The 22197-nt window shown below is 67.8% G+C and carries 22 protein-coding genes; 9 read left to right on the top strand and 13 right to left on the bottom strand.

Annotated elements, in window-relative coordinates; all coding sequences use genetic code 11:
* Positions 1-2: 2 nt before the first annotated feature.
* From TK49_RS03895 to TK49_RS03880, 4 genes are read right to left on the bottom strand one after another with little or no spacing between them, the layout of a single operon-like run.
* Positions 3-1178, bottom strand: a complete 1176-nt coding sequence (locus TK49_RS03895) for an ABC transporter permease (RefSeq protein ID WP_045785532.1) — start codon at positions 1176-1178, stop codon at positions 3-5.
* Positions 1175-2137 carry an ABC transporter ATP-binding protein gene (locus TK49_RS03890; protein ID WP_045785531.1) on the bottom strand — a complete coding sequence of 321 codons (963 nt, stop codon included), beginning with the start codon at positions 2135-2137 and terminating at the stop codon, positions 1175-1177. Before TK49_RS03890 ends, TK49_RS03895 begins: the two co-directional genes overlap by 4 nt.
* Complete coding sequence (locus TK49_RS03885) at positions 2134-3099, bottom strand: HlyD family secretion protein (protein WP_045785530.1); 966 nt, start codon at positions 3097-3099, stop codon at positions 2134-2136. The genes TK49_RS03890 and TK49_RS03885 overlap by 4 nt, the downstream gene beginning before the upstream one ends.
* A 56-nt stretch (positions 3100-3155) precedes the next feature.
* Positions 3156-3881: a TetR/AcrR family transcriptional regulator gene (locus TK49_RS03880; protein WP_045785529.1), complete on the bottom strand. Its 726-nt coding sequence runs from the start codon at positions 3879-3881 to the stop codon at positions 3156-3158.
* An 87-nt stretch (positions 3882-3968) separates the two neighbouring features.
* Between TK49_RS03880 and amaB the strand changes: the two genes are divergently transcribed.
* Positions 3969-5510, top strand: a complete 1542-nt coding sequence (gene amaB, locus TK49_RS03875) for an L-piperidine-6-carboxylate dehydrogenase (protein ID WP_373994660.1) — start codon at positions 3969-3971, stop codon at positions 5508-5510.
* A 23-nt stretch (positions 5511-5533) separates the two neighbouring features.
* Here the strand turns inward: amaB and TK49_RS03870 are convergent, their stop codons facing one another.
* Positions 5534-6460, bottom strand: coding sequence for a LysR family transcriptional regulator (locus TK49_RS03870; RefSeq protein WP_045785527.1), 927 nt, complete (start codon positions 6458-6460; stop codon positions 5534-5536).
* A gap of 118 nt (positions 6461-6578) precedes the next feature.
* Here TK49_RS03870 and rocD point away from each other — a divergent pair, with 118 nt between their 5' ends.
* Positions 6579-7805, top strand: a complete 1227-nt coding sequence (gene rocD, locus TK49_RS03865; RefSeq protein ID WP_045787735.1) for an ornithine--oxo-acid transaminase — start codon at positions 6579-6581, stop codon at positions 7803-7805.
* A 24-nt stretch (positions 7806-7829) separates the two neighbouring features.
* Complete coding sequence (locus tag TK49_RS03860; protein WP_045785526.1) at positions 7830-8759, top strand: arginase; 930 nt, start codon at positions 7830-7832, stop codon at positions 8757-8759.
* 285 nt (positions 8760-9044) lie between these two features.
* On the opposite strand, the gene TK49_RS03855 is transcribed toward TK49_RS03860, so the two are convergent.
* Both TK49_RS03855 and TK49_RS03850 read right to left on the bottom strand, forming a co-directional pair.
* Positions 9045-9443 carry a dihydroneopterin aldolase gene (locus TK49_RS03855; RefSeq protein ID WP_045787734.1) on the bottom strand — a complete coding sequence of 133 codons (399 nt, stop codon included), beginning with the start codon at positions 9441-9443 and terminating at the stop codon, positions 9045-9047.
* A gap of 20 nt (positions 9444-9463) precedes the next feature.
* Positions 9464-10279, bottom strand: a complete 816-nt coding sequence (locus TK49_RS03850) for an SDR family oxidoreductase (protein ID WP_045785525.1) — start codon at positions 10277-10279, stop codon at positions 9464-9466.
* A gap of 16 nt (positions 10280-10295) precedes the next feature.
* On the opposite strand from TK49_RS03850, the gene TK49_RS03845 reads away from it, so the two are divergent.
* Entirely contained in the window at positions 10296-11489 is a 1194-nt protein-coding gene (locus TK49_RS03845) for a class I SAM-dependent methyltransferase (protein ID WP_045785524.1), read from the top strand.
* Here TK49_RS03845 and TK49_RS03840 read toward each other — a convergent pair.
* Positions 11481-12779, bottom strand: coding sequence for a muropeptide transporter (locus TK49_RS03840; protein ID WP_045785523.1), 1299 nt, complete (start codon positions 12777-12779; stop codon positions 11481-11483). The genes TK49_RS03845 and TK49_RS03840 overlap by 9 nt on opposite strands.
* A gap of 118 nt (positions 12780-12897) precedes the next feature.
* Here TK49_RS03840 and TK49_RS03835 point away from each other — a divergent pair, with 118 nt between their 5' ends.
* Both TK49_RS03835 and TK49_RS03830 read left to right on the top strand, forming a co-directional pair.
* Complete coding sequence (locus TK49_RS03835; protein WP_045785522.1) at positions 12898-13842, top strand: M48 family metallopeptidase; 945 nt, start codon at positions 12898-12900, stop codon at positions 13840-13842.
* 250 nt (positions 13843-14092) lie between these two features.
* Entirely contained in the window at positions 14093-15076 is a 984-nt protein-coding gene (locus TK49_RS03830; protein WP_157773977.1) for a hypothetical protein, read from the top strand.
* Between the two features lie 12 nt (positions 15077-15088).
* On the opposite strand, the gene TK49_RS03825 is transcribed toward TK49_RS03830, so the two are convergent.
* Together TK49_RS03825 and TK49_RS03820 are read right to left on the bottom strand one after the other, a co-directional pair.
* On the bottom strand, positions 15089-15982 hold the full coding sequence (locus tag TK49_RS03825; protein WP_045785521.1) for an EamA family transporter: 894 nt from the start codon (positions 15980-15982) through the stop codon (positions 15089-15091).
* 77 nt (positions 15983-16059) lie between these two features.
* Complete coding sequence (locus TK49_RS03820; RefSeq protein WP_045785520.1) at positions 16060-16647, bottom strand: nitroreductase family protein; 588 nt, start codon at positions 16645-16647, stop codon at positions 16060-16062.
* 117 nt (positions 16648-16764) lie between these two features.
* Between TK49_RS03820 and TK49_RS03815 the strand changes: the two genes are divergently transcribed.
* From TK49_RS03815 to TK49_RS03805, 3 genes are all read left to right on the top strand, one after another.
* Positions 16765-17277 (top strand): MarR family winged helix-turn-helix transcriptional regulator, encoded by a 513-nt coding sequence (locus TK49_RS03815; protein ID WP_045785519.1) that lies wholly within the window; start codon positions 16765-16767, stop codon positions 17275-17277.
* A 112-nt stretch (positions 17278-17389) separates the two neighbouring features.
* The gene (locus tag TK49_RS03810; RefSeq protein ID WP_045787732.1) at positions 17390-18145 is read left to right on the top strand and encodes a YdcF family protein; all 756 of its coding nucleotides are present in this window, start codon (positions 17390-17392) and stop codon (positions 18143-18145) included.
* Between the two features lie 76 nt (positions 18146-18221).
* Entirely contained in the window at positions 18222-19169 is a 948-nt protein-coding gene (locus tag TK49_RS03805; RefSeq protein WP_045785518.1) for a LysR family transcriptional regulator, read from the top strand.
* A 19-nt stretch (positions 19170-19188) separates the two neighbouring features.
* Here TK49_RS03805 and TK49_RS03800 read toward each other — a convergent pair whose 3' ends face one another.
* From TK49_RS03800 to TK49_RS03790, 3 genes are all read right to left on the bottom strand, one after another.
* Positions 19189-20052, bottom strand: a complete 864-nt coding sequence (locus TK49_RS03800; RefSeq protein ID WP_045785517.1) for an NAD(P)-dependent oxidoreductase — start codon at positions 20050-20052, stop codon at positions 19189-19191.
* Positions 20053-20248: 196 nt separating this feature from the next.
* A complete protein-coding gene (gene argC / locus TK49_RS03795) occupies positions 20249-21262 on the bottom strand; it encodes an N-acetyl-gamma-glutamyl-phosphate reductase (RefSeq protein WP_045785516.1) in 1014 nt (337 codons plus the stop codon).
* A 127-nt stretch (positions 21263-21389) separates the two neighbouring features.
* On the bottom strand, positions 21390-22175 hold the full coding sequence (locus TK49_RS03790; protein ID WP_045785515.1) for an exodeoxyribonuclease III: 786 nt from the start codon (positions 22173-22175) through the stop codon (positions 21390-21392).
* Between the last annotated feature and the right edge of the window lie 22 nt (positions 22176-22197).

The following is a 22197-nucleotide window of genomic DNA, read 5'->3' as shown; positions in this document are numbered from 1 at the left end:
CCTCAATCCAACGTCTTCCGATAAAACCGCACCGCCACCCCCAACACCACCACGGTGAAGAGCATCAGCGGCCAGATGCTCGGCCACAACTCCACCCACCCATTCCCCTTGAGCAGGATGCCGCGCGTCAACCGATGGAAATACGTCATCGGCAGCAAGTTCCCGATCACCTGCGCCCATTTCGGCATCCCCACGAACGGAAACATGAACCCCGACAGCAGGATGCTCGGCAGGAAGTAGAAGAACGTGAGCTGCGTCGCCTGCAACTGGTTCTGCGCGAGCGACGACAGCGTGATCCCCACCGTGAGGCTCGCCACGATGAACAGCAGCGCCGCCACATAGACCATCCAAACGCTGCCCACGAACGGCACGTGGAAGATGTAGTACGCGGCCAGCAGGATGATCGTCACCTGCACGAGCCCGATGAAGATGTACGGCACGATCTTGCCGGTCATCACCTCGAGCGGGCGCACTGGCGTGGCCAGCAGGTTTTCCATCGTGCCGCGCTCGCGTTCGCGCGTCATGGCCAGGCCCGTCATCATCACCATCGTCATCGTGAGGATGGTGCCCATCAGGCCGGGGATGATGTTGTACTGCGTGATGCCCTCGGGGTTGTAGAGCCTGTGCAGGCGCACGTCGAACGGCGGCGCGCCGGCACGGGCACTTTCGCCCCCGCCTGCACCGCCTGCCAGCGGCGACAGCGCGCCCTTCATGTCCTTGCTGACCACGCCCTGCACGAGCTGCGGCAGCGAGGCCAGCGCGAGGCCCGTGGCGGCCGGGTCGGTCGCATCGGCCTCGACCAGCAGCGACGGCCGTTCGCCGCGCACCAGCTTGCGCGTGAAGTCCGGCGGGATCGACACCACAAATTGCAGTTGCCCCTTTGCCAGGGCCTCGCGCCCGGCAGTCTCGTCGGGAAGGTTCTGCCGCAGCTCGAAGTAATCGGAGTGCCGCATGCTGGCCAGAAAGCTGCGCGTGAACTCGCTCTGGTCTGCCGCGATCACGCCGGTCAGCAGGTGCTTCGGGTCGGTGTTGATGGCAAAGCCGAACAGGAACAGCTGCATGATCGGGATGCCGATCATCATGGCGAACGTCACGCGGTCACGCCGCAGCTGCAGAAATTCCTTGAGCACCACGCTCCACCAGCGCTGGAACGAGAACCGGTCTGTGCCGAAGCTCATGGCTGCGCTCCGTAGTTGTCGGACGAGCGCTTCATCATGTGGATGAACACGTCTTCGAGCCCCGTGCCGATGGGCTCGGCGCGCACGCCCGATGTCTCGGCGAGACGGCGCAGCGTGGCTTCCAGCGCCTGCGCATCCGCGCCAGTCACGTGCAGCACGGAACCGAACGCGACGGTCTGGTCCACGCCCGGCTGCCCTTCGAGCTTGCGGCCGAGCTCCACCAGATTGCCGCCCGAAACAGACCACGTCGACAGGCGCTGGCTGGCGATCACCTCGTCCGCCGTGCCTTGCGCCAGCAGTTCGCCGTACGCGATGTAGGCGAGCTTGTGGCAGCGTTCGGCTTCGTCCATGTAGTGCGTGCTGACGAGCACCGAGATGCCTTCCGCTGCGAGCCGGTGCAGCTCTTCCCAGAAGTCGCGCCGTGCTTTCGGGTCGACGCCGGCGGTCGGTTCATCGAGCAGCAGCAACTCAGGCTTGTGGAGCATGCACGCGGCCAGCGCCAGGCGTTGCTTCCAGCCGCCCGACAGCGAGCCCGCCAGTTGCCTGGCACGCGAAGCCAGCCCAAGATGCTCCAGGGCGTGGTCCACCACCTCGCGCCGATTGGGCATCTCGTACAGGCGCGCCACGAAATCCAGGTTCTCGCGGATGGAAAGATCATCCCAATACGAGAACCGCTGCGTCATGTAGCCCACGCGGCGCTTGATCTGGGGCGACTCCTTGAGGATGTCGTAACCGAGGCACGTGCCGCTGCCGCTGTCGGGCGTGAGCAGCCCGCACATCATCCGGATCGACGTGGTCTTGCCGCTGCCGTTGGGCCCGAGAAAGCCGAAGATCTCGCCGCGCGCGACCCGCATGGAGAGGTCCTTGACGACGTGCTTGTCGCCAAAGTGCTTGTTCAGGCCGTGCACGTCGATGGCGTAGTCGCCATTGCCGCCGTTGTGCCGATGCGAGGCGTTCATGGCAGCGTCACCTCCACCGGCTGGCCCGGGCGCAGCCTCGGGCCGTCGGCGGCGGCAGGGCGCGCTTCGACCATGAAGACGAGCTTGTCGCGCGTGGTGTTGCTGTAGATGACGGGCGGTGTGTACTCGGCCTCGTTGGCGACGTAGGTGACGGTGGCGTTGATGTCGGCCGCGCAACCGTCGCAGTGGATGCGTGCGGCCTGCCCCGGCTTGAGCGCGCCCATCACGCCTTGTGGCACGAAGAAGCGTACCTTCACGTTGGCCGGCGGCAGCATGCGCACGACCGGGCTGCCCGCGCCGACCCATTCGCCCTCGCGATACAGCGTGTCGAACACCAGGCCGCCCTGCATGGCCTTCTGCGCCTTCTGATCGAGCCGCCATTGCGCTTGCGCCACCGCCGCGCGCGCGGCTTCCACCTGCGCCGACTGCGCGCGGATCTGGTCCTGGCGCGCCGGCAACTGGGCAATGCGCAACTGGTTGGTCAACTCGCGCACACGCTGCGCATTCGCCTGCGCGGTGGATCGGCTGCTGTCGAGCTGCGCCTGCGCGATGCCGCCCGCACGAAACTGCGCCTCATCGCGCGCGAGCTGCGTGGACGAGAGCTTGTCTGCCGCCACGGCCTGCGCCAGCTGCGCGCGCACGGCGTCCACTTCCGGCACGCGCTTGCCGACATTCAGGTCGGCGAGTTGCGCTTGCGCGGCCTGCAGTTGCGCCTGCGCTTGCTGGCGGGCCGCGGCTTCGTCGACGGATTCCAGCACGAAAAGCGGCGCTCCGGCGTTGACGGTCTGCCCACGCTGCACGCCCAGATGCTCGAGTCGGCCGCCCACCGGCGACGCGACGTAGACGAACTCGCCTTCCACGTAGCCCTGATACGTGTGGTCGTCCTGCTTGGCGCAACCGGTCAATGCCACCGCTGCCGCCGCCAACCACCCTGCCCTGCCGATGTACGACCCCTGCCGCATGCCGCCCTCCGCCGGATTCGTTCGATGCGTTTGAACTGCCTGAGCTGCCGTACCGCCTAGCTGCGCGGCCTTGTCTTGCGTTTGGTCCTCTTGCCCACGTCGTCCGGCGCGCCGCCGACCGCCCCGATGCCGTGCAGCAGCAGCGCTGCCACGTGTTGGCCGATGTCCTCGTCGGTCACGCGATCGGCCAGCGGCAGGCGGCTCCACAGCGTGCGCGTCGCGAAGGGCAGCATCGCCAGGCCAATGAGCGACACCATCACCAGCGGCGGCTGCAGCGCCGGGTTCACCGCACCGGCCGCCTGCGCGCGGGCAATGCGATCAACCAGCAAGGTCGCGCGCTCCAGTGCGATGCGTGCGAACACCCGTTCGCGCAGCTGGCCGCCTTCGCTCGCGATCTCGCGGATCCACAGCGTCGGAAACCACGGCGTGGCCGCCGCCACCGCAACCATGCGCCGCGCAACGCCGGCCACGGTCTGCGCGAGATCCGCCTGGCCGGTGTCGCTGGCCAGGATCGCCAAGGCCGGGCCCGTCACCTCGTCGATGAGCGGACGGATGCGGGCCTCGACCACCGCGTCGAGCAACTGGTCGCGCGTCTTGAAGTGGTAATGCACCATGGGCGCCGTCACCCCGGCTTCACGCGCGATTGCGGCAAGCGTGGTGGGGCCCACGCCATCCTGCGCAAACAGCGCGACGGCGATATCGAGCAAGCGGTCACGCAGGTCATCCTGGGACGGCCCCCTGGGCCGGCCTGGGCCGCGCGGAGAAGGTGTGCGCGTCGTCATGGCGTGAATATTAATCCGTCAATTAATTTATGCAAGGCGCGGCAGCGTCGCTTGCGGATCGCCCGGTCGCGGCGCATGCTGAACGGGATGCCGTGCTCGCTCGACTCTCCTGCCCCTGCCATGCCGACCTCCGCCCGCGCCTTGTTGCAACGCCTGCATCTCGATAGCCTCATCGACAGCACCGGGCCGCTGCAGGCGCGTTCGCCCATCGACGGTGCGGTGCTCGCGGGCGTGCCGGCCATGACGGCGGACGACGCCGATCGCATCGTCGCGCAGGCGCACTCCGCATTTCAGGCGTGGCGCACCGTGCCCGCACCGCGCCGCGGCGAACTCGTGCGCCTGCTGGGGGAGGAACTGCGCACGCACAAGGAAGACCTCGGCGCGCTCGTCACGCTGGAGGCCGGCAAGATCACACAGGAAGGCCTGGGTGAGGTGCAGGAGATGATCGACATCTGCGATTTTGCCGTGGGGCTGTCGCGCCAGCTGTACGGGCTCACCATCGCCAGTGAGCGGCCCGCGCATCGCATGATGGAGACGTGGCACCCGCTGGGCCCGTGCCTCGTCATCACGGCATTCAACTTCCCGGTGGCGGTGTGGTCGTGGAATGCGGCGCTGGCCCTGGTGTGCGGCGACCCGGTCATCTGGAAACCATCAGAGAAGACGCCGCTGACGGCGCTGGCCGTTGAGCGCCTGTTCCTGCGCGCCTGCCAGCGCTTTGGCGAAGCGCCGCCGCACCTCGCGCAAGTCGCGATCGGTGAACGCGGCCTGGGCGAAGCGCTCGCGCATCACGCCGGCATTCCGCTCATCTCGGCCACAGGCAGCACGGGGATGGGGCGGGCGGTGGCGCAAGCCGCGGCACCGCGCTTTGCGCGCACGATTCTCGAGCTCGGCGGCAACAACGCGGCCATCGTCTGCGCCAGCGCCGACCTGCCGCTGGCCGAACGCGCCATCGCCTTCGCAGCGATGGGCACGGCGGGGCAGCGTTGTACGTCGCTGCGGCGGCTGTTCGTGCATCGGTCGGTGTACGACACGCTCGTGCCGCGGCTCGTGACGCTGTACGAACGCGTGCGCGTGGGCGATCCGCGCGACGCCGATACGCTGGTCGGCCCGCTCATCGACGCGCAGGCGCATGCGCGCATGCAGGCCGCCTTGGCACGCGCCCGCGCCGAAGGCGGCACCGTGCATGGCGGAGACCGCGTGGATTGTGCGTTCGGCAGCGAGGCGTACTACGTGCGCCCCGCCCTCGTCGAAATGCCGGCGCAGCGTGGCGTGGTGTGCGAGGAGACCTTCGCACCCATCCTCTACGCCATGCCGTTCGACACGCTGGACGAGGCCATCGCACTGAACAACGCCGTGCCGCACGGCCTGTCGTCGAGCATCTTCACGCTCGACATGCGCGAGGCCGAGCGTTTCATCTCGGCCACCGGCAGCGACTGCGGCATCGCCAACGTCAACATCGGCCCGAGCGGCGCGGAAATCGGCGGCGCGTTCGGCGGCGAGAAGGACACCGGCGGCGGCCGCGAAGCCGGATCCGACGCGTGGAAAGCCTACATGCGCCGCGCCACCAACACCGTCAACTACGGCACGGCGCTGCCGCTCGCGCAGGGCATCCGGTTCGACGTCGATTAGGAACAGGCCCCACGCCGCACGCCCTACGCCGGGGTGGCCCCCGCATCCAGCTGCGCCAGCCGCACCAGCAGCCGATCCTGCGCCTCGCTCGGGAAGCTGGACGTCCGGCGCACGGCGAACACAGTGTTGAGGCAGCGCCGCGCGACGATGGGCCGCACCACACGCAAGCGCCCGCGCTCGACCGCATCGCGAATGCCGTGCAGCGGCAGCACCGACCACCCCACGCCGGCCTCCACCAGCGTGCTCACCTCTTCCAGGTCCGACACGTGATGCGCGCTGACGGTGGTCTCGGGCAGGCGCCGGAACAGCGCCTTGAACCACAGGCCGTACACGGCATCGGACTCGTCGTACGTCACGAACGGCAGCGCCGCGCAGTCGGCCAGGGTGCGCGGAGCGCCGTGCTCGCGTAACGCGCGGGCGCTGCACGCGAGCACGAATTCCTCGGTGTACACGGCGTGGTGCTGGAACAGCCGCGAGGTGCGCGGCGTGTAGACGAAGCCGAGATCGGCGCGGCCGGATTCCACGTGAGCGAACACCTCGTCGTCGCTGCCGAAGGTGAGCTCGAGGCGCACGTCGTCGAGCAACGGCGCGTCGGATTCGGGCGACGGCGTGACCAGTGCGGGCATCAGCACGTAGCGGCCGAAGCTGGAGCCGCTCGCCAGCTTGAGCGAAACGCGCTCGACCTCGCCGCTGTGCAACGCAGCGCGCAGCTCGTCCAGGCCCGCAAAGGCATCGCGGCACCAGGCGCGCACCGAGGTGCCCGCACGCGTGAGCACCAGCTTGCGCCCCGAGCGCTCGAACAGCGGCACGCCCAGCCACTGCTCCAACTGCCGCATCTGGTACGACAGCGCAGGCTGCGACACGGCCAGGCGATCGGCTGCGCGCACGAAGCTGCCCTCGTTGGCAACCGTCAGGAAGCTATGCAGATAGCGCAAGGGCGAATGCGACATGAGCGGAGGAATCCTCGTCGATCCATCAAATTTTTGGATCGAAAAACGAAAAACATTCGATTTGATTTCAAGTCTGTCAGATCGCACAATCCGCCGCAACAACGCGATGGAGGCCATCATGACGACCGCAATGCAACATCCGAGCTACGCATTGGAAGACCGTTATGGCGCACGCAACTACGCGCCCTTGCCCGTCATGCTGGAGCGCGGGGAAGGCGTGTGGCTGTTCGACACCGATGGCCGGCGGTACCTGGACATGATGTCGGCGTACTCGGCGGTCAGCTTTGGGCATTCGCACCCCAAGCTCGTGGCCGCGCTGGTGGAGCAGGCCGGCCGCCTGACGCTGACCTCGCGCGCGTTCCACAACACCGAGCTCGGCCCCTTCCTGGCTGACGTCTGCCGCGTCACGCGCATGGACCGCGCGCTGCCGATGAACACGGGCGCCGAGGCCGTCGAAACCGCCATCAAGGCCGCCCGCAAATGGGCGCGCGACGTGAAGGGCCTCGCGCCCGATGCGGCCGAGATCATCGTCTTCGACAACAACTTCCACGGCCGCACCACGACGATCGTCGGGTTCTCCTCGCATGACCAGTACCGCTACGGGTTCGGGCCGTTTGCCGCGGGCTTCCGGCGCATTCCGTTCGGCGATGCCGATGCACTGCGCGCCGCCGTCGGTCCGAACACGGGCGCCATCCTCATTGAACCGGTTCAGGGCGAAGGCGGCATCGTCGTACCGCCGCCGGGCTACCTGAAGCTTGCGCGCGAACTCGCCACGCAACACAACGTGCTGCTCGTCTGCGATGAAGTGCAAACCGGCCTGGGCCGCACCGGCGATGTGCTCGCAAGCTGGCACGAAGGCGTCGAGGCGGACCTGGTGGTGCTTGGCAAGGCACTCGGCGGCGGCATGGTGCCGGTATCGGCCATTGCCGGCCGGGAGGCGGTCATCGGCGTGTTCCAGCCAGGCGACCATGGCTCCACGTTTGGCGGCAACCCGCTGGCGGCGCACATCGGCCGTGCGGCACTCGCTTTGCTGATGGAAGAGCAACTGCCGCAGCGTGCGGCGCGCGTGGGCGACGCGTTCATCCGCGAATTGAAGGCGCTCATCGGCCACGGCGTGCGGCAGGTGCGCGGACGCGGCCTGATGATCGGCCTGCAGCTTGACGCCGACATCGACGCGCACGACTTCGCGTTTGCGCTGGCCGAACGCGGCGTGCTGACCAAGGACACCTACGGCAACGTGGTGCGCCTGACGCCGCCGCTGGTGATCGGCGAGGCGGAACTCGCGCTGGCGCTGGAGGCGATCCGCGCCACGCTGGCCGGCTGGCCGCGACGCAAGGCAGCTTGACCACGAAATACCAAGGGGAGTGACATGACCATCATCGACCTGATCGGCGCGGCCATCGGCTGCGGCGCGCAAGACGACGGCTGCAAGCACGGCCCGCGCGCGCTGATCCATGCGGGCGCCCTGGCGCGGCTGCAGGCGCCTGGCACGCATGCCGACCTGGCCCACGACATCGAGCTGGCCACGTCGGCAGGGCACAACCGTGCAGCGCGGCTCGCGACGCTGCCCGGCGTGGCGGGCTTCTCGCGCGCGCTGGCCGATGCCACCGCGCACAGCGTGCACGCCGGCCATGTGCCCGTCGTCGTCGGGGGAGACCATTCGTGCGCGATCGGCACGTGGTCGGGCGTGGCAAACGCGCTGCGTCCGCAAGGCGCGCTCGGCCTCATCTGGATCGATGCGCACCTCGACAGCCACACGCCGCAGACCAGCGAATCCGGCGCCATCCACGGCATGCCGCTGGCCGCCCTGCTCGGCCACGGCGCACCGGCCCTCACGCAGATCCGCGACGCCGAGCCCAAGCTGCTGCCGCAGCACGTCGTGGTCGTCGGCGCACGCAGCTACGAGCCGGCCGAGCGCGCGCTGCTGGGCCAGCTGGGCGTACGCGTCATCGACGCCGCAGAGGTGGCGCGCACCGGCCTGCGCGCTGTCATGGCCGAAGCGACCCGCGTGGTCACCTCGGGCACCGTCGCCTTCGGCGTCACGCTGGACCTGGACGCCTTCGATCCTGCCGTTGCACCGGGCGTCGGCACCCCCGAAATGGACGGCCTCACCGCGCACGGCATGACCCAGGCGCTAGCCGCCTGCGCCCGCGACCCCCGCTTTGCCGCATTCGAACTCGTGGAGTACAACCCGCGCCACGACAAGGGCGGGATCACCGCGCAGCTTGCGCTGGACCTGCTAGGCAGCGTAGCGGGCGCATTGCACGCCCAGCGCCGCGAATACGCGACGGCGGCTTGAACCGCTATCAAAAAAGCGCACCGCCAACGCGCGCACACAGACGGTGTGGCCGTACCCTGCCCTATGCGGCGCCTTGAATTTCTGTTGCAAGGAGGAAAAAGGAAGGGAAACTGTCTGAGCGCGGCGAGTTTTTCCCTTCCCCTCCTTGCGACATAAATTCAAGGAGTCTTTCGCCGCATCGGGCGCGCCTTTCTTTGGTTACTTTCTCTGGCAAGACAAAGAAAGTGACTCAGCCCCGGCAGGGGATGAAACAGAGAACGCACCAACAACAACAAAAACAGCCGCTCAGGCCTGGTCCTTGATGCGGAACACCTCCACCCCCACCGACTCACAATCCGGATACACATCCGGCTTCTCCGTCGACACCCGCGCCGCGAGCACATGCGGATGCTTCAGCATCGCATCGAGCACGTCATCGCACAGCGTCTCCTGCAAGTGGATATGCCCCTGCGCCATGCGCCGCGCCACCGTCTCGCGCATGAAGTCGTAATCCACCACCTCGTGCAGCTTGTCCTGCGTGGGCGACGAATACTCCAGCGGCACGTACAGCTCGATGTTGATCAGGACGCGCTGCTCGCCCTTCTTCTCGAATTCATGCACGCCGATGTTGATCTGCACTTCGTAGTTGCGCAGAAACATGCGACGGCAATGCGACAGGCGCGGGTGGGATAGCAGGGAAAGCATGGAAGCGTCCGGGGGAAAGATCATTCGGTGAGGAACATCACGTCGCGGGCGAGCGGCATCAGGTGCTGGCCCCCGTCGACGAACAGGGTGGTGCCGGTGACGGCGCGCGCGGTGGCCAGGTAGCAAACCGCCTCGGCGATGTCTTCCGGCGTGGACGACTGCCCCAGCGGCGTCATCTGGTGTGCGCGCGCAAACCCGCCCTGCGACTGATCGCCCGACACCATCGTGATGCCCGGCGCCACGCCCACCACGCGCAGCGTCGGGGCGAGTGCCTGCGCCAGCTGCATCGTGGCCGTGGACAGCGCCGCCTTCGAGAGCGTGTACGAGAGGAAATCGGGGTTCAGGTTGTCGAGCTTCTGATCCAGCAGGTTGATGACCACGCCGCGCAGGGCATGGCTGTCCGGCTGCGCAGCCACCAGCGCTCGATGCAGCTCGCGCGAGAGCAGCAGCGGCGCCGCCACGTTCGTGCGCATGTGGGTGTCGAGCGACGCGTAGCTGAAGCTCGTCGCCACGTCGTACTGGAACAGCGAGGCGTTGTTCACCAGGCACGTGGGCGTACCGAGCGCAGCGATGCAGTCGGTGATGAGGCGGCCGGCGGCGGCTTCGTCCGACAGGTCGGCCTGGAGCACGGCGGCCCGCCGGCCCATGGCGACGATCTCGGCGGCCACGGCGTCGGCCTCGGCGCGCGAGCGGTGGCAGTGCACGGCCACATCCCAGCCGTTGCGGGCCAGGGCCAGGGCGATCACGCGGCCCACGCGGCGCGCAGCGCCCGTGACCAGGGCGATGCGACGCTGTGTGGTGGATTCGGCGTTCGGTTGAGTCGGCGTCTGCGCCATTGTTTACAATCCGGCGATGAGCAAAACCGTGAGTTTACCGCTTCCCAACGAGGCGGCGCAGGCGCAGTCCGCGCGCCTGTTCGCCCGGATCGCCGATGCCATCGCGGCCGCCGGCGGCTGGCTTCCGTTCGACCGCTACATGGAACTGGCGCTCTACGCGCCGGGCCTGGGCTACTACAGCGGCGGAGCCGCCAAGTTCGGGCGGCGCGTGGAAGACGGCGGCGACTTCATCACCGCGCCGGAACTGACGCCATTCTTCGGCCGCACCATGGCGCGCCAGGTCGCGCAGGTGCTGCGCGTGCTGCCGGAGGGCCAGCGCCACGTGCTGGAATTTGGCGCCGGCACCGGCAAGCTGGCCGCCGACATCCTCACCGAACTCGATGCGTTGGGCGTGCGGCCCGACAGTTACGGCATCGTCGAATTGTCCGGCGAACTGCGACAGCGCCAGCAGCAACGCCTGGCCGCGCTGGGCGCGGAATTCAGCGCGCTCGCCCACTGGCATGACACGCTGCCCGCGCCGTTCACCGGCGTGATGGTCGGCAACGAAGTGCTCGACGCGATGCCCGTGTCGCTGTGGGCACGCCGCGGGGGCGTATGGCACCGGCGCGGCGTGGTCCTCGATGCGCAGCATGGCCTGCAGTGGGAAGACCGCCCCGCCGATCCGTCCGAGGTGCCGGCCAAACTCGCTGCGCTGCCCGGCGCGCACGACATCGTCACCGAATCGCACGAAGCCGCCGAGGGCTTCATCCGCAGCACCGGCGCGGCGCTTGCTCGCGGCCTGCTGCTGCTGATCGACTACGGATTCCCCGCTGCCGAGTACTACCACGCGCACCGCGCCGACGGCACGCTGATGTGCCACTACCGCCAGCACGCGCACGATGATCCGTTCTGGCTGCCCGGCCTGCAGGACATCACCGCGCACGTCGATTTTTCGGGGATTGCCCAGGCGGGGCAGGAGGCGGGGCTGGAGCTGCTCGGCTACACGAGCCAGGCGCGCTTCCTGTTGAGCGCGGGCGTCGGCGAGCTGCTGATGACGCTCGACCCGTCCGACCCGATGCAGTTCCTGCCGGCGGCCAACGCGGTGCAGAAGCTGCTCTCAGAGGCCGAGATGGGTGAGCTGTTCAAGGCGATTGCCCTGGGCAAGGGCATCGATGCGGCGCTGCCCCTGGTCGGCTTCGGCAACGCCGACCGCTCTGACCGCCTAGGCTGACGCCGCCTTGCTGGATTGCGACGACTGGGCGGTCATGGCGCGCTCGGTCTGCTCGGCTTCATAGCGGCCGATCGTGCCGCGCATCCACCACAGCAGCGCCAGGCCCGGGAAGGCAAACGCCACCGTCATCAGATAGAACGCGGGCCAGCCGTAGGCCTCCACGAGGTAGCCGGAGGTCGGCCCCACATACACGCGACCGATCGAGGCCAGCGCCGACAGCAGCGCGTACTGCGTCGCCGAGAACGACCGGTTGCATAGCGCCATCAGCAGCGCCACGAAGGCCGCCGTGCCCATGCCGCCGCAGACGTTCTCGACGCCGATGGCCACCGCCATCGTCCAGAGGTGCTGCGGCGTGACGGCCAGCACCCAGTACCCGAGGTTCGACACCGCCTGCAGCACGCCGAAGAGCAGCAGCGCGCGCACCAGCCCCAGCCGGACCATCAGCGTGCCGCCGTACAGCGCACCGACGATGGTCGCCGCCAGCCCCAGCGTCTTGTTGACGATGCCGACCTCGCCGGCGGAAAAGCCGACGCCGCGGATCAGGAACGTGGTCGACAGGCTGCCTGCAAACGCATCGCCGAGCTTGTACAGCACGATCAGCGCGAGCAGCGCCCAGGCCCCGCGGCGCGAGAAGAAATCCTTCAGCGGGCCGACGACCGCTTCCTGCAGGCTGCGCGGCGGCCGCGCCGACACGTCGGGCTCGGGCGACCACAGCGTCGTGACGATGCCCAGCGCCATCAGGCCGGCCATCAGCAGGTACATGTTGCTCCAGCCCATCACGCGATCGGCCAGCCACAGCGCAAGGCCGCCCGACACGAGCATCGCCAGCCGGTAGCCGAGCACCTTCACGGCCGCGCCGACGCCGCGCTCGCTCGTGTGCAGCACATCGGTGCTGTACGCATCGAAGACGATGTCCTGCGACGCCGACAGAAACGCCACCAGCACCGCCAGCCCCGCCAGCGCCCACAGCGCGGCGTGCGGCGGCGTGAACGCCATGGCGGCAATCGATGCCACGAGCCCCGCCTGCGTGAGCACGAGCCAGCCGCGGCGCCGGCCCATGAGCGGCGGCGTGAAGCGGTCCATCAGCGGCGCCCACAGAAACTTGAAGATGTACGCCTGCCCCACGAGCGAGAACAGCCCGATCGTGCGGATATCCAGCCCCTCCACCGTCATCCAGGCCTGCAACGTGCCGGAGGTCAGCGCCAGCGGCAGCCCGGAGGCAAAGCCCAGCAGCAGCATCGCCCCGATGCGGCGGTTGCGGAAAACGTCGAGGTAGTCGTGATAGGTCATGCGGCGGGCTGAATGCGGTCGGCAGTCGGCGGTCTGCGGGCGGGGTGCGGGTTGCCACGTAGCGTGGCGCGGCGCGTTGGCCGATATTATGTCGCAGTCGATTCGGCCTCCTGCCTTTATGTCGCGCTGCCCTCGTTCCGTGTTGCTGCTGGCCGGCCTGGTGCTTGCCACCTGGGCCACCGCCATGGACGGCCCGCTGCCGGTGCCGGCCGACGGCGTGAGGCTCGAAGCGCCGACCACCACCTCGCCCAACATCCGCCTCGTCATCCCGGCCGAAGAAATCGACCGGCGCGCCCAGGCCGAATACAGGCAGATCGTCGAGAACGCCGCGAAGGAAGGCGCGCTCGCGCCAGACACCGTGCCGGACCTCATCCGCATCCGCGCCATCGTCAAGCGGCTGATTCCGCAGGCGCCGCGCTGGAACCCCGACGCCGCGCACTGGCAGTGGCAGATCAACCTGATCGGCGCCAACCAGGTCAACGCGTTCTGCATGCCCGGGGGCAAGATCGCCGTGTTCTCCGGGCTGGTCGAGCAGTTCAGGCTGACGGACGACGAACTCGCCATGGCGCTCGGTCACGAGATCGCCCATGCGCTGCGCGAGCACGCCCGCGCGCGCGCCGGTCAGCGCGAGATCACCAACCTGGGCGCCAACGTCATCTCGCAGCTCTTCGGCTTCGGCAACCGGGGCGATACGGACCTGGGCGAAGGCGCCAGGATGCACCTGCTGGCGTTCTCCCGCGCGGAGGAAACCGAGGCGGATCTCGTCGGCATGGACATCGCCTCGCGCGCCGGCTACGACCCGCGCGCGGCGCTCACGCTGTGGCAGAAGATGGGCTCCATCGGCGGGGCGGAGCAGAAGCAGTTCCTGTCGACGCATCCGTCCGGACGCACGCGCATGGCGGTGCTGTCGCGTCATCTGCCCGAAACGCTGCCGCTGTTTGCCGAGGCCCTGCATATGCCGATGGGGAGGCTGCCGGAATATCGGTCGAATATGCAGTATCTGGGGGCGGCACCTGTTGATAATGGGGATGAGGCGCCGATGCGGCCAATGGTGCGGCGATAGATGACCAAATGATCATAATCAGCCGATGAAAAGACGAATGCCTACGCATTCCGTATTCCGCTGCAAAAGCGGGGGCCCGCGAACGCCCATCCTTTCGAGGGGAAACCGGTTTTCGTAAGGAAATCCTAAGGAGACAATTTGGCCCTGCTTGTACCCTGCGCGCGCAGCATTTCTGCTGCCAATACATCCTCACAAAATCAGGGATACGGAAATAATGAACGCATGGGGCAAGGGGTTTACGAGTATCGCGTTGGCTTGCGTATTGAGCGCCTGCGGCGGCGGAGACGGTGGCAATGGCGGTGTAGCCGATCCGAACAGCTTTACGCTTAGCGCCACGGTTGGCGGCACCAAGGTGCAATCGTTTAACCTCGGCAGCGGCCAGACGACCGAACTGACGGTCAAGTCGGGGCAAGACCTGCGTCTGGACAGCAGCAGCGACGTCAACTGGAAATCCGGCGACGCAACGCCCAATACCGAAGTCGCGGTCAAGGGCGCCAGCACGCAGAGCTGGACGGCCGGCCTGAAGAGCCCGCCGGGCGGCACGTTCACGCTGATCGTGACGTCGGCCAAGGACGCGAGCAAGACGGCCAAGGTGACGGTCACGGTGACGCCGCATGAGTACACGGCAGGCACGGCGCAAGTGGGTCGCGTCATCACGTGGAAGGAAACGAGCAACTACGTGGACGGCTCGACCGCGCAGAAGACGCGCGTGAACACCACGGCAGCCGTCGACGCCAACACGGGCATCACGACCGTGACGTCCACCCTGAACAACGTGACGGATGACACGTTCACGCAGGACGCCGACGGCAACCGCCTCAAGCGCACGTTCCCGAACGGCGCCTCGTGCACGTACAACCCCAAGCGCAATCTGCTGAACTTCCCGTTGTCGGTGGGCAAGACGTGGACGTCGGGTTGGCTGTACACCTGTACGGCCGGCTATACGGAAACGGTCAGCATGACCTCGACCGTGGAAGCGTATGAACCGGTCACCACCGATGCCGGCACGTTCAACACGCTGCGCATTCACCATATCGAGACCATCACGAAATCCAACGACGGTCAGCTTCAGAATGGCCCCGCCGGCAACGCAGCCTACGCCATCGACATGCGCTGCTGGTGGGACGTCGCCGGCCAACGCACCGTGAAGTGCGACAACGCCAACACGTATCAGGGCCCGGCCCCGGCGAATTACGTGAAGACGTTCTCGCAGTCGATGATGTCGGTCCAGTAATACCGCGCAGCTTCACCGCTCAACCAGCCCCGCAGCCTTTGCCGGCCTCGCGGGGCTTGTTGTTTGTACGGCCGCCTTCGTCCGCCGCGACAACGCCATCCCCGCTACCGTCGCGCCCAGGATCAGCACCGCGCCGCCCGTCTGCATCGGGCTGAACCATTCGCCCAGGACGAGCGCGCCGAGCACCGTCGCCGTCAGCGGGCTGAGCAGCGACAGGAACGTCACGTCTGCGCCGAGCACGCCGATACCGCGCACCCACAGCCAGTAGCCCAACGCCGTGCCGATGACGATGAGGTACGCAAAGCCCACCGCGTTACGCGCCGTGAGCGCGGGCGGCAAGCCTTCCACGAACAGCGCCACCGGCAGCAGCACCAGCCCGCCCAATGCGAGCTGCCATGCCGCCACCGCCAGCGGCGTGCCGATGCGGCCCCAGCGCTCGATGAGCACCGTGCCCATCGCCATCGACAGCGCGGCGGCCAACGAAGCCCCTACGCCCACCGCATCCAGCCGTGCCGCAGGCCCGAGAATCAGCAGCCCCACGCCGACTGAGCCAGCCAGCGCCGCAGCCAGTTGCGCCGGGCGCGGCTTGCGTGCGAGCAGCGGCCAGGCCAGCAGCGCCACCACAAGCGGTTGCGCCGACATGATCGTCGCGGCCACGCCGCCCGGCAGACGCTGCGCCGCCACGAACAAGAGCGCAAAGAACAGCCCGATGTTGGCCAGCCCCAGCACCAGCAACCGCAGCAGCTTGTCGCGCGGCGGCAGGCCCGCGCCGAGCAGCATCAGCAGCACGCCAGCGGGCAGCGCACGCAGCGCGCCCACCAGAAGCGGGTGTCCGACCGGGAGCGTCTGGGTGAAGACGAGATACGTCGTTCCCCACAGCACGGGCGCCAGGGCGGTGATGAGCATCACGGTGAGGCGTTTGAATGGCACGATGAAGCTCCACGTAACGTTATTTGATATCGAAATAAAAGGCGCTACAAAATTCAGTCCGGAAACCGTCCGCTGAATGCCAGTTCGCTGAGCGGTCGCCGCGGCGTCGGCCGCTCCTGCGGCTGAAGTGCGGCCGGCAACGACGCGACCTCGCCGCGGCGGCCGATGGCGACGCCGATTTCGATGCGGAAGCGCTCCGGCACGCGCAGCGCGGCACGGGCCCGGTCGAAGTCGACGCCCGCCATGCCGCGCGCGTGATAGCCGAGGCTGGCCGCCTGCAGCGCCAGTTGTGCCCACGCGGCGCCGGCATCGAAGCTGTGGCTGCGCGAGGGCACCGCCTGCGCCGGGTCATCGCGGTGGATGAGCGTGTCGGACAGCACAAAGACCAGCGCCGCCGCATGGCGCGCCCAGTCTTCATTCAACGGCACGAGCAGGCTCAGGAACGTTGCCCAGTCCGGATCGCCGCGCCGCGCGTAGAGAAACCGCCACGGCTGATAGTTGTAGGCCGATGGCGCCCAGCGCGCCGCCTCGAGCATGCGCAGCAGATCGGCCTCCGGCATGGGCTGCGCGTCGTAGGCGCGGGGTGACCAGCGCGCCAGAAACAGCGGATCGATCGGATGATCGGCAAGTCGTTCGGTCATGAGGGTCTCGCAATAGGGGCGGGGGATGACGATTGCATCGCACCGGCAAAGCCGATACGATTTCAAGCATCTCGACGTAAAGTAATTTGATGTCGAAATACTAGGATGAGGTCTTCAATGGGTCAAGGTGATCCCACATCCCCACAAGGGGGACCGATGGAGGGCATCCTCGCGCAATGGCGGCGCGAGCGCCCCGACATCGATGCGAGCCCGATGGCCGTTTGCGGCGAAGTCTGGCGCGCCGGTGAGCGGCTGCGCCAGGGCGTGGTCGCGAACGTGGCCGGCGCCGACCTGGACCTGGCCGGCTTTGACGTGCTGCTCACCCTGCGCCGCAACGGCCGCGACCGGGCGCTGTCGCCCTCGGCGTTGGCCAAGGACATGATGCTGTCCACCTCCGCCATGACGAACCGGCTCGACCGGCTGGAAAAGCGCGGCCTCATTGCCCGCAAGACCGACCCGGAAGATCGGCGCGGGCTGCAGATCGTGCTGACTGACGAGGGCTTCGCGCTCGTCGATGGCCTGGTCGCCTCGCACGTGGCAACGGAAGAGCGGATGCTGGCCGCGCTCACCCCGGCCGAGCGCGCGATGTTGCGCGAGTTGCTGGCCAAGATCGGCGGCCCGGCCGGCTGATCGGCACGGCAAGCGCGCCGCCCCCCCTTAAGAAGACGGGTCGCACGCCCGCCCATTCCTCTTTACGATGACGCTCCATGCACGCGCGTGGCGTGCCGATGCGGAGGAACTTGTGAGCCTGGCTGTCCTGTGTGTGCTGGTGATCGTGGCAGCGGTGTGTGCGGCGCGTGGGCGCCGCCGGGCTGCGCGTGGCTTGGCGGCGGTATCGGCGGTGCTGGTCGTGGCGGTCGGCTGCGGCGCGGTGCCTGCGTGGCTGCTGGACTCGCTCGACAAGCCGTTCGAGAACGAAGCGCGCATTCAATGGGGCGCCCGCAACGCCATCGTGCTGCTCGGCGCGGGCACGTTCCGCGTGGGCGGGCGGGTCGAGCCGAGCCTGTTCTCGTACCCGCGCGTGGTGGAAGCGGCGCAGTTGTACCAGGCCTGCCGCAAGTCAAACGGCGACTGCAAGATCCTCGTCAGCGGCGGAGATGCGCGCCACCACGGCGAACCCGAGGCCACCGTCTACGGCCGGGAGCTGGTCGCGCTCGGCGTTGACCGCGCCGACGTGCTCATGGAGCCGAAGAGCATGAACACGTGGCAGAACGCGCAGTTCTCGCGCGCCGTTCTTGGCGAATACGCGCCGGACCGCACGGTGCTCGTGTCGTCTGCCATCCATCTGCGGCGCAGCCTGCTGTATTTCGCGCACTTCGGCATGACGCCCATCCCGGTGCGCGCCGATGACCTGCAGGCCACCGCGTCGCCCCTGCCGCTCGCGTACAACTTCACGCTGACGGACTACGCGCTGCACGAGTGGATCGGCATTGCGCGGTATCACGTCTACAACGCCCTCGGCTGGAACCCGGCGCGTATCCACCCCGGCGACGCCTGAGCCGCCGATCGCACCTTGCCGCCACGGCGCCCGGCCGCTATAAGAGAAGGCTCGCCGCTCTTCCCCCGACATCAGCATGCGCGATATCAGAACGCTCGACCTGAACCTGCTCAAGGCCCTCGATGCCTTGCTGGATGAGCGAAACGTCACGCGCGCGGCGGCGCGGCTGGCGATCACGCAGCCGGCCATGAGCGGCATGCTGACGCGCCTGCGCGAGAGCTTTGGCGACCCGCTGTTCGTGCGCACGCAGCGCGGCGTCGTCCCCACCCAGCGCGCGCTGGAACTGACCGGGCGCGTCAAGCAAGTCCTCAGCGAAATCGATGCGCTGCTTCAGCCGTCCGCGTTCGATCCGCAGACCGCGGAGCTCACCGTCTCCATCGCCGCCACCGACTACGGGCTGCGCGCGGTGGTCGTCCCCTTCCTGCGCGCGCTCAGCCAGCACGCGCCGCGCATCCGCGTGGCGGCGCGGCCGGCCGAGTACGCACTGACGAAGGCCCAGCTCGAGCGCGGCGAAGTCGACCTCGCCCTGCTCACGCCCGAGCGCACGCCGCCAGACCTGTACGCGCGCCACCTGTTCGATGAGCGCTACGTCTGCGCGCTGCGTCGCGACCATCCCGACGCGCACGGCAGCACGCTGCCTCTCGACCGCTTCTGCGCACTCGACCACGCGCTCGTCTCCTACGCCGGCGGCGATTTCACGGGCGCCACCGACGACGCACTGGCCAGGCTTGGGCGTGCGCGCCGCGTGTCGCTCTCGGTGGCGAGCTTCCTGATCCTGCCCGAAGTCCTGCGCGCGACCGACCTGGTGGCCGTGGTGCCCCGCCGGCTGGTGACGGAGGCAGACGGGCTGGCGCTGCTCGATCCGCCGATCGAGATCCCGGGTTTCACCAAGGTCATCGCCTGGCATGCGCGCACGCACCTGCACCCGGGCCATCGGTGGCTGCGCACGCTGCTGTTCGAGACCTGCGGCACATCCGATGCCGCGCCCTCGCGGCCCGATGTGCGCGTCCGCGAGCGCGCCTGAAGCGCGCACAACACGTCAATTACGCGGTGAACAAGCGCACGACGCTGGTCATGTTGGCCTGGCCCAGCCCGCGCGACATGGCTTCTCGGAAAACGCCCCGCGCGGCTGCCAGCACGGGCGCCGCCTCGGCTGAACCCGCGGCGTCCACGGCATAGCCGAAATCCTTCTCGATCAGCGAGACGGGAAACTGCGGCGCGAAATTGCCCGCCAGCATGGAATCCGTCAGGCGCGTGGCCACGGGGCTCCACACAGGCGTGGCGGCAACGGCCTGCAACGCCTGCGCGGCATCGGCGCCGCAGCGCTTCAGCATCCCGATCAGCTCGGCCAACACGGCCAATTGGGCGCCGAGCAGCGCATTGGTCGAGAGCTTGACCAGCGCGCCGGCCCCGAGCGGGCCGACCCGGTGCACGGCCGCTCCCATCGCCTTCAATACCGGCTCCGCCAGCTCCGCCGTGGCGGGCTCGCCGCCCACGAGGTAGATCAGCTGCGCGGCGTCGGCCTGCGGCAGCGAACCGGCCACGGGCGCTTCGAGCAGCTTGACGCCCTTGTCCATCGCAGCCGCGCCCAGCGCCTTGACCCAATCGGGCGACAACGTGGAGCTTTCAATCGCAACGGTGCCCGCCGCCATGCCGGCCAGCGCGCCGGTTTCGGGCGCCAGCCAGACTTGGCGCGATGCCGCGTCATCACGCAGCATCGTCACCACGAAGGCGGCGCCGGCAGCGGCCTCACGCGGCGTCTGCGCGACCTTGGCGCCGGCGGCGGCCAGCGCGGACGCAGCCTCGGGCGAACGGTTCCACACCGTGAGGTGGTGGCCAGCGCGAACGAGGTTCAGCGCCATGCGGGAGCCCATCGCTCCCAGGCCCAGGAATGCAATCTCTGCCATGGGGTTCTCTCCTGTGTGCAAACGCGTCGGGACCGCGCTGGCCCCGTGTCGCCCGGCATGATGCGCGTGCCGCAATGATTGATCCAATCGTCATTGCAGATGGCAGTCATTGCCTCCTCTGATATCAGCGCGGCAGGCAAGCCCCAAAGAAAAACGCGCCCGAAGGCGCGTTCCTGTTGATTCGGTCGCGTGCCGATCAGCTCGCAAAGCCGGGCGCAGCCTCGCGCACGGCATGGGCGGCGCCTTCCTCGGGAATCGGCGCTTCCACATGCAGGCTCGTCGCCTCGTCCACGCCCAGGTGCACGTTCATGCATTGCACTGCTGCGCCGGCCGCGCCCTTGCCCAGGTTGTCCAGACGCGCGGTGACGACCATGCGCTCGTCCGAACCGAACACGAACAGGTCGGCGCGGTTGGTGTCGTTGGCGCCCTGCACATCGAAGAAGCCGTTGTCGAGCGTCGCAACGTTGTCGGCCGGCGCCACGCGGATGAACTGCTCGCCCTGGTAGTAATCGGCCAGCACACGGGCGATGTCGGTCGGGCTCACCTTGCGCGCCAGGTGCTGCGGGTGCAGGCCGATCGTCACGGCCAGGCCCTTGAAGAAGTTGCCGACGACCGGCGTGAAGATCGGCGCGAGGCTCAGGCGGCTCTGCACGCGCATCTCCGGCAGGTGCTTGTGCGCCAGGGCCAGCGCGTACGGGCGCGGGCTGTCGAGCTTCGGGTTATCGGCGGCGAGGTAGTCGGCGATCATCTTCTTGCCGCCGCCGCTGTAGCCCGTGAGCGAGAACGCCGTGACCGGGTAGTCGGCAGGGACGATGCCCGCATCCACCAGCGGACGCATCAGCAGCACGAACGCGCTGGCGTGGCAGCCCGGCACGGCGATGCGCTTGGTGTTGCGCAGGCGCTCGCGCTGGCCCTGGGCCAGTTCCGGCAGGCCGTAGACCCAGTCGTCCGACGTGCGGAACGCGGTGCTGGCGTCGATGATGCAGGTGTTCGGGTTGTTGACCAGCGAGACGGCCTCGCGCGAGGCGACGTCCGGCAGGCAGAGGAATGCAACATCGGCGGCATTCAGGAATTTGGCGCGCTCGGCTGAATCCTTGCGCTTGTCTTCGGCGATGCGCAGCAGCTCGATATCGTCGCGCTGCGACAGATAGTCGAGCAGGCGAAGGCCGGTGGTGCCTTCCTGACCGTCGACGAAAACCTTGAATGCCATGGTGATCTCGCTAAAAAACTGGGGGCCAAAGACAACGCCGGCAAGCGGTGCCGGCGCGTGAGGTTTGCATTGTAGCGGCTGACGAAGACATTTCCGCGGCAGCGCTATGAAGTGACTTTGATGCCGCTTACCAGTGCGGCTTCGTGTCGTAATCGATCGTCAGCGGCGCGTGGTCGCTGAACTTGATGTCCTTGAAGATCGACGTGCGGCGCGCGGTGGCGGCAATGCCCGGCGTGGCGATCTGGTAATCGATACGCCACCCGACGTTCTTTGCATACGCCTGGCCGCGATTGCTCCACCAGGTGTACTGCTCGGGGCGCTGGTCGAGCGTGCGGAACACATCCACATAGCCGACCTCATCGAAGAGCTTGGTCAGCCACGCACGCTCTTCGGGCAGGCAGCCGGAGTTCTTCTGGTTGCCCTTCCAGTTCTTGATGTCGATTTCCTTGTGGACGATGTTGACGTCGCCGCACAGCACGACCTCGCGGCCCTTTTCGTGGCGCAGGTCCTTGAGGTGCTCCATGAACAGGTCCATGAAGCGGAACTTGGCCTGCTGGCGCTCTTCGCCGCTGGAACCCGACGGCACGTAGACCGAGATGATCGACAGCTTGCCGTAGCGGGCCTCGACGTAGCGGCCTTCCGCATCGAACTCGCCGTTATCGAAGCCGATGATGACCTCGTCGGGCTTGTGGCGCGTGTAGATGCCCGCGCCGCTGTAGCCCTTCTTCACCGCGTGCTGGAACACGCCGTGGTAACCGTGCGGCGCCAGGAATTCAGGCGTCATGTCGTCTTGCGCGCATTTCAGTTCCTGCACGCAGACGAAATCGGCGTCCTGCTTGCCCATCCACTCGAAAAAGCCCTTGCTGGCAGCGGAGCGAACGCCGTTGAGGTTGGCGGAAATGATGCGTAACATGGCGGGACTTTTTTGCGGACCA

Origin of the sequence: Ralstonia mannitolilytica (genome assembly GCF_000954135.1) — a bacterium.
Lineage (GTDB): Bacteria > Pseudomonadota > Gammaproteobacteria > Burkholderiales > Burkholderiaceae > Ralstonia > Ralstonia mannitolilytica.
This window is presented reverse-complemented; position numbering and strand designations above follow the sequence as displayed.

Bases quoted from the DNA above. Each gene is read 5' to 3' on its own strand.
- TK49_RS03885 (WP_045785530.1), bottom strand. From the start codon at position 3,099: ATGCGGCAGGGGTCGTACATCGGCAGGGCAGGGTGGTTGGCGGCGGCA.
- TK49_RS03815 (WP_045785519.1), top strand. From the start codon at position 16,765: ATGGGTCAAGGTGATCCCACATCCCCACAAGGGGGACCGATGGAGGGC.
- TK49_RS03850 (WP_045785525.1), bottom strand. From the start codon at position 10,279: ATGGCGCAGACGCCGACTCAACCGAACGCCGAATCCACCACACAGCGT.
- TK49_RS03800 (WP_045785517.1), bottom strand. From the start codon at position 20,052: ATGGCAGAGATTGCATTCCTGGGCCTGGGAGCGATGGGCTCCCGCATG.
- argC (WP_045785516.1), bottom strand. From the start codon at position 21,262: ATGGCATTCAAGGTTTTCGTCGACGGTCAGGAAGGCACCACCGGCCTT.
- TK49_RS03855 (WP_045787734.1), bottom strand. From the start codon at position 9,443: ATGCTTTCCCTGCTATCCCACCCGCGCCTGTCGCATTGCCGTCGCATG.
- TK49_RS03860 (WP_045785526.1), top strand. From the start codon at position 7,830: ATGACCATCATCGACCTGATCGGCGCGGCCATCGGCTGCGGCGCGCAA.
- TK49_RS03820 (WP_045785520.1), bottom strand. From the start codon at position 16,647: ATGACCGAACGACTTGCCGATCATCCGATCGATCCGCTGTTTCTGGCG.
- amaB (WP_373994660.1), top strand. From the start codon at position 3,969: ATGCCGTGCTCGCTCGACTCTCCTGCCCCTGCCATGCCGACCTCCGCC.
- TK49_RS03825 (WP_045785521.1), bottom strand. From the start codon at position 15,982: ATGCTCATCACCGCCCTGGCGCCCGTGCTGTGGGGAACGACGTATCTC.
- TK49_RS03805 (WP_045785518.1), top strand. From the start codon at position 18,222: ATGCGCGATATCAGAACGCTCGACCTGAACCTGCTCAAGGCCCTCGAT.
- rocD (WP_045787735.1), top strand. From the start codon at position 6,579: ATGACGACCGCAATGCAACATCCGAGCTACGCATTGGAAGACCGTTAT.
- TK49_RS03895 (WP_045785532.1), bottom strand. From the start codon at position 1,178: ATGAGCTTCGGCACAGACCGGTTCTCGTTCCAGCGCTGGTGGAGCGTG.
- TK49_RS03790 (WP_045785515.1), bottom strand. From the start codon at position 22,175: ATGTTACGCATCATTTCCGCCAACCTCAACGGCGTTCGCTCCGCTGCC.
- TK49_RS03890 (WP_045785531.1), bottom strand. From the start codon at position 2,137: ATGAACGCCTCGCATCGGCACAACGGCGGCAATGGCGACTACGCCATC.
- TK49_RS03845 (WP_045785524.1), top strand. From the start codon at position 10,296: ATGAGCAAAACCGTGAGTTTACCGCTTCCCAACGAGGCGGCGCAGGCG.
- TK49_RS03840 (WP_045785523.1), bottom strand. From the start codon at position 12,779: ATGACCTATCACGACTACCTCGACGTTTTCCGCAACCGCCGCATCGGG.
- TK49_RS03870 (WP_045785527.1), bottom strand. From the start codon at position 6,460: ATGTCGCATTCGCCCTTGCGCTATCTGCATAGCTTCCTGACGGTTGCC.
- TK49_RS03880 (WP_045785529.1), bottom strand. From the start codon at position 3,881: ATGACGACGCGCACACCTTCTCCGCGCGGCCCAGGCCGGCCCAGGGGG.
- TK49_RS03835 (WP_045785522.1), top strand. From the start codon at position 12,898: ATGTCGCGCTGCCCTCGTTCCGTGTTGCTGCTGGCCGGCCTGGTGCTT.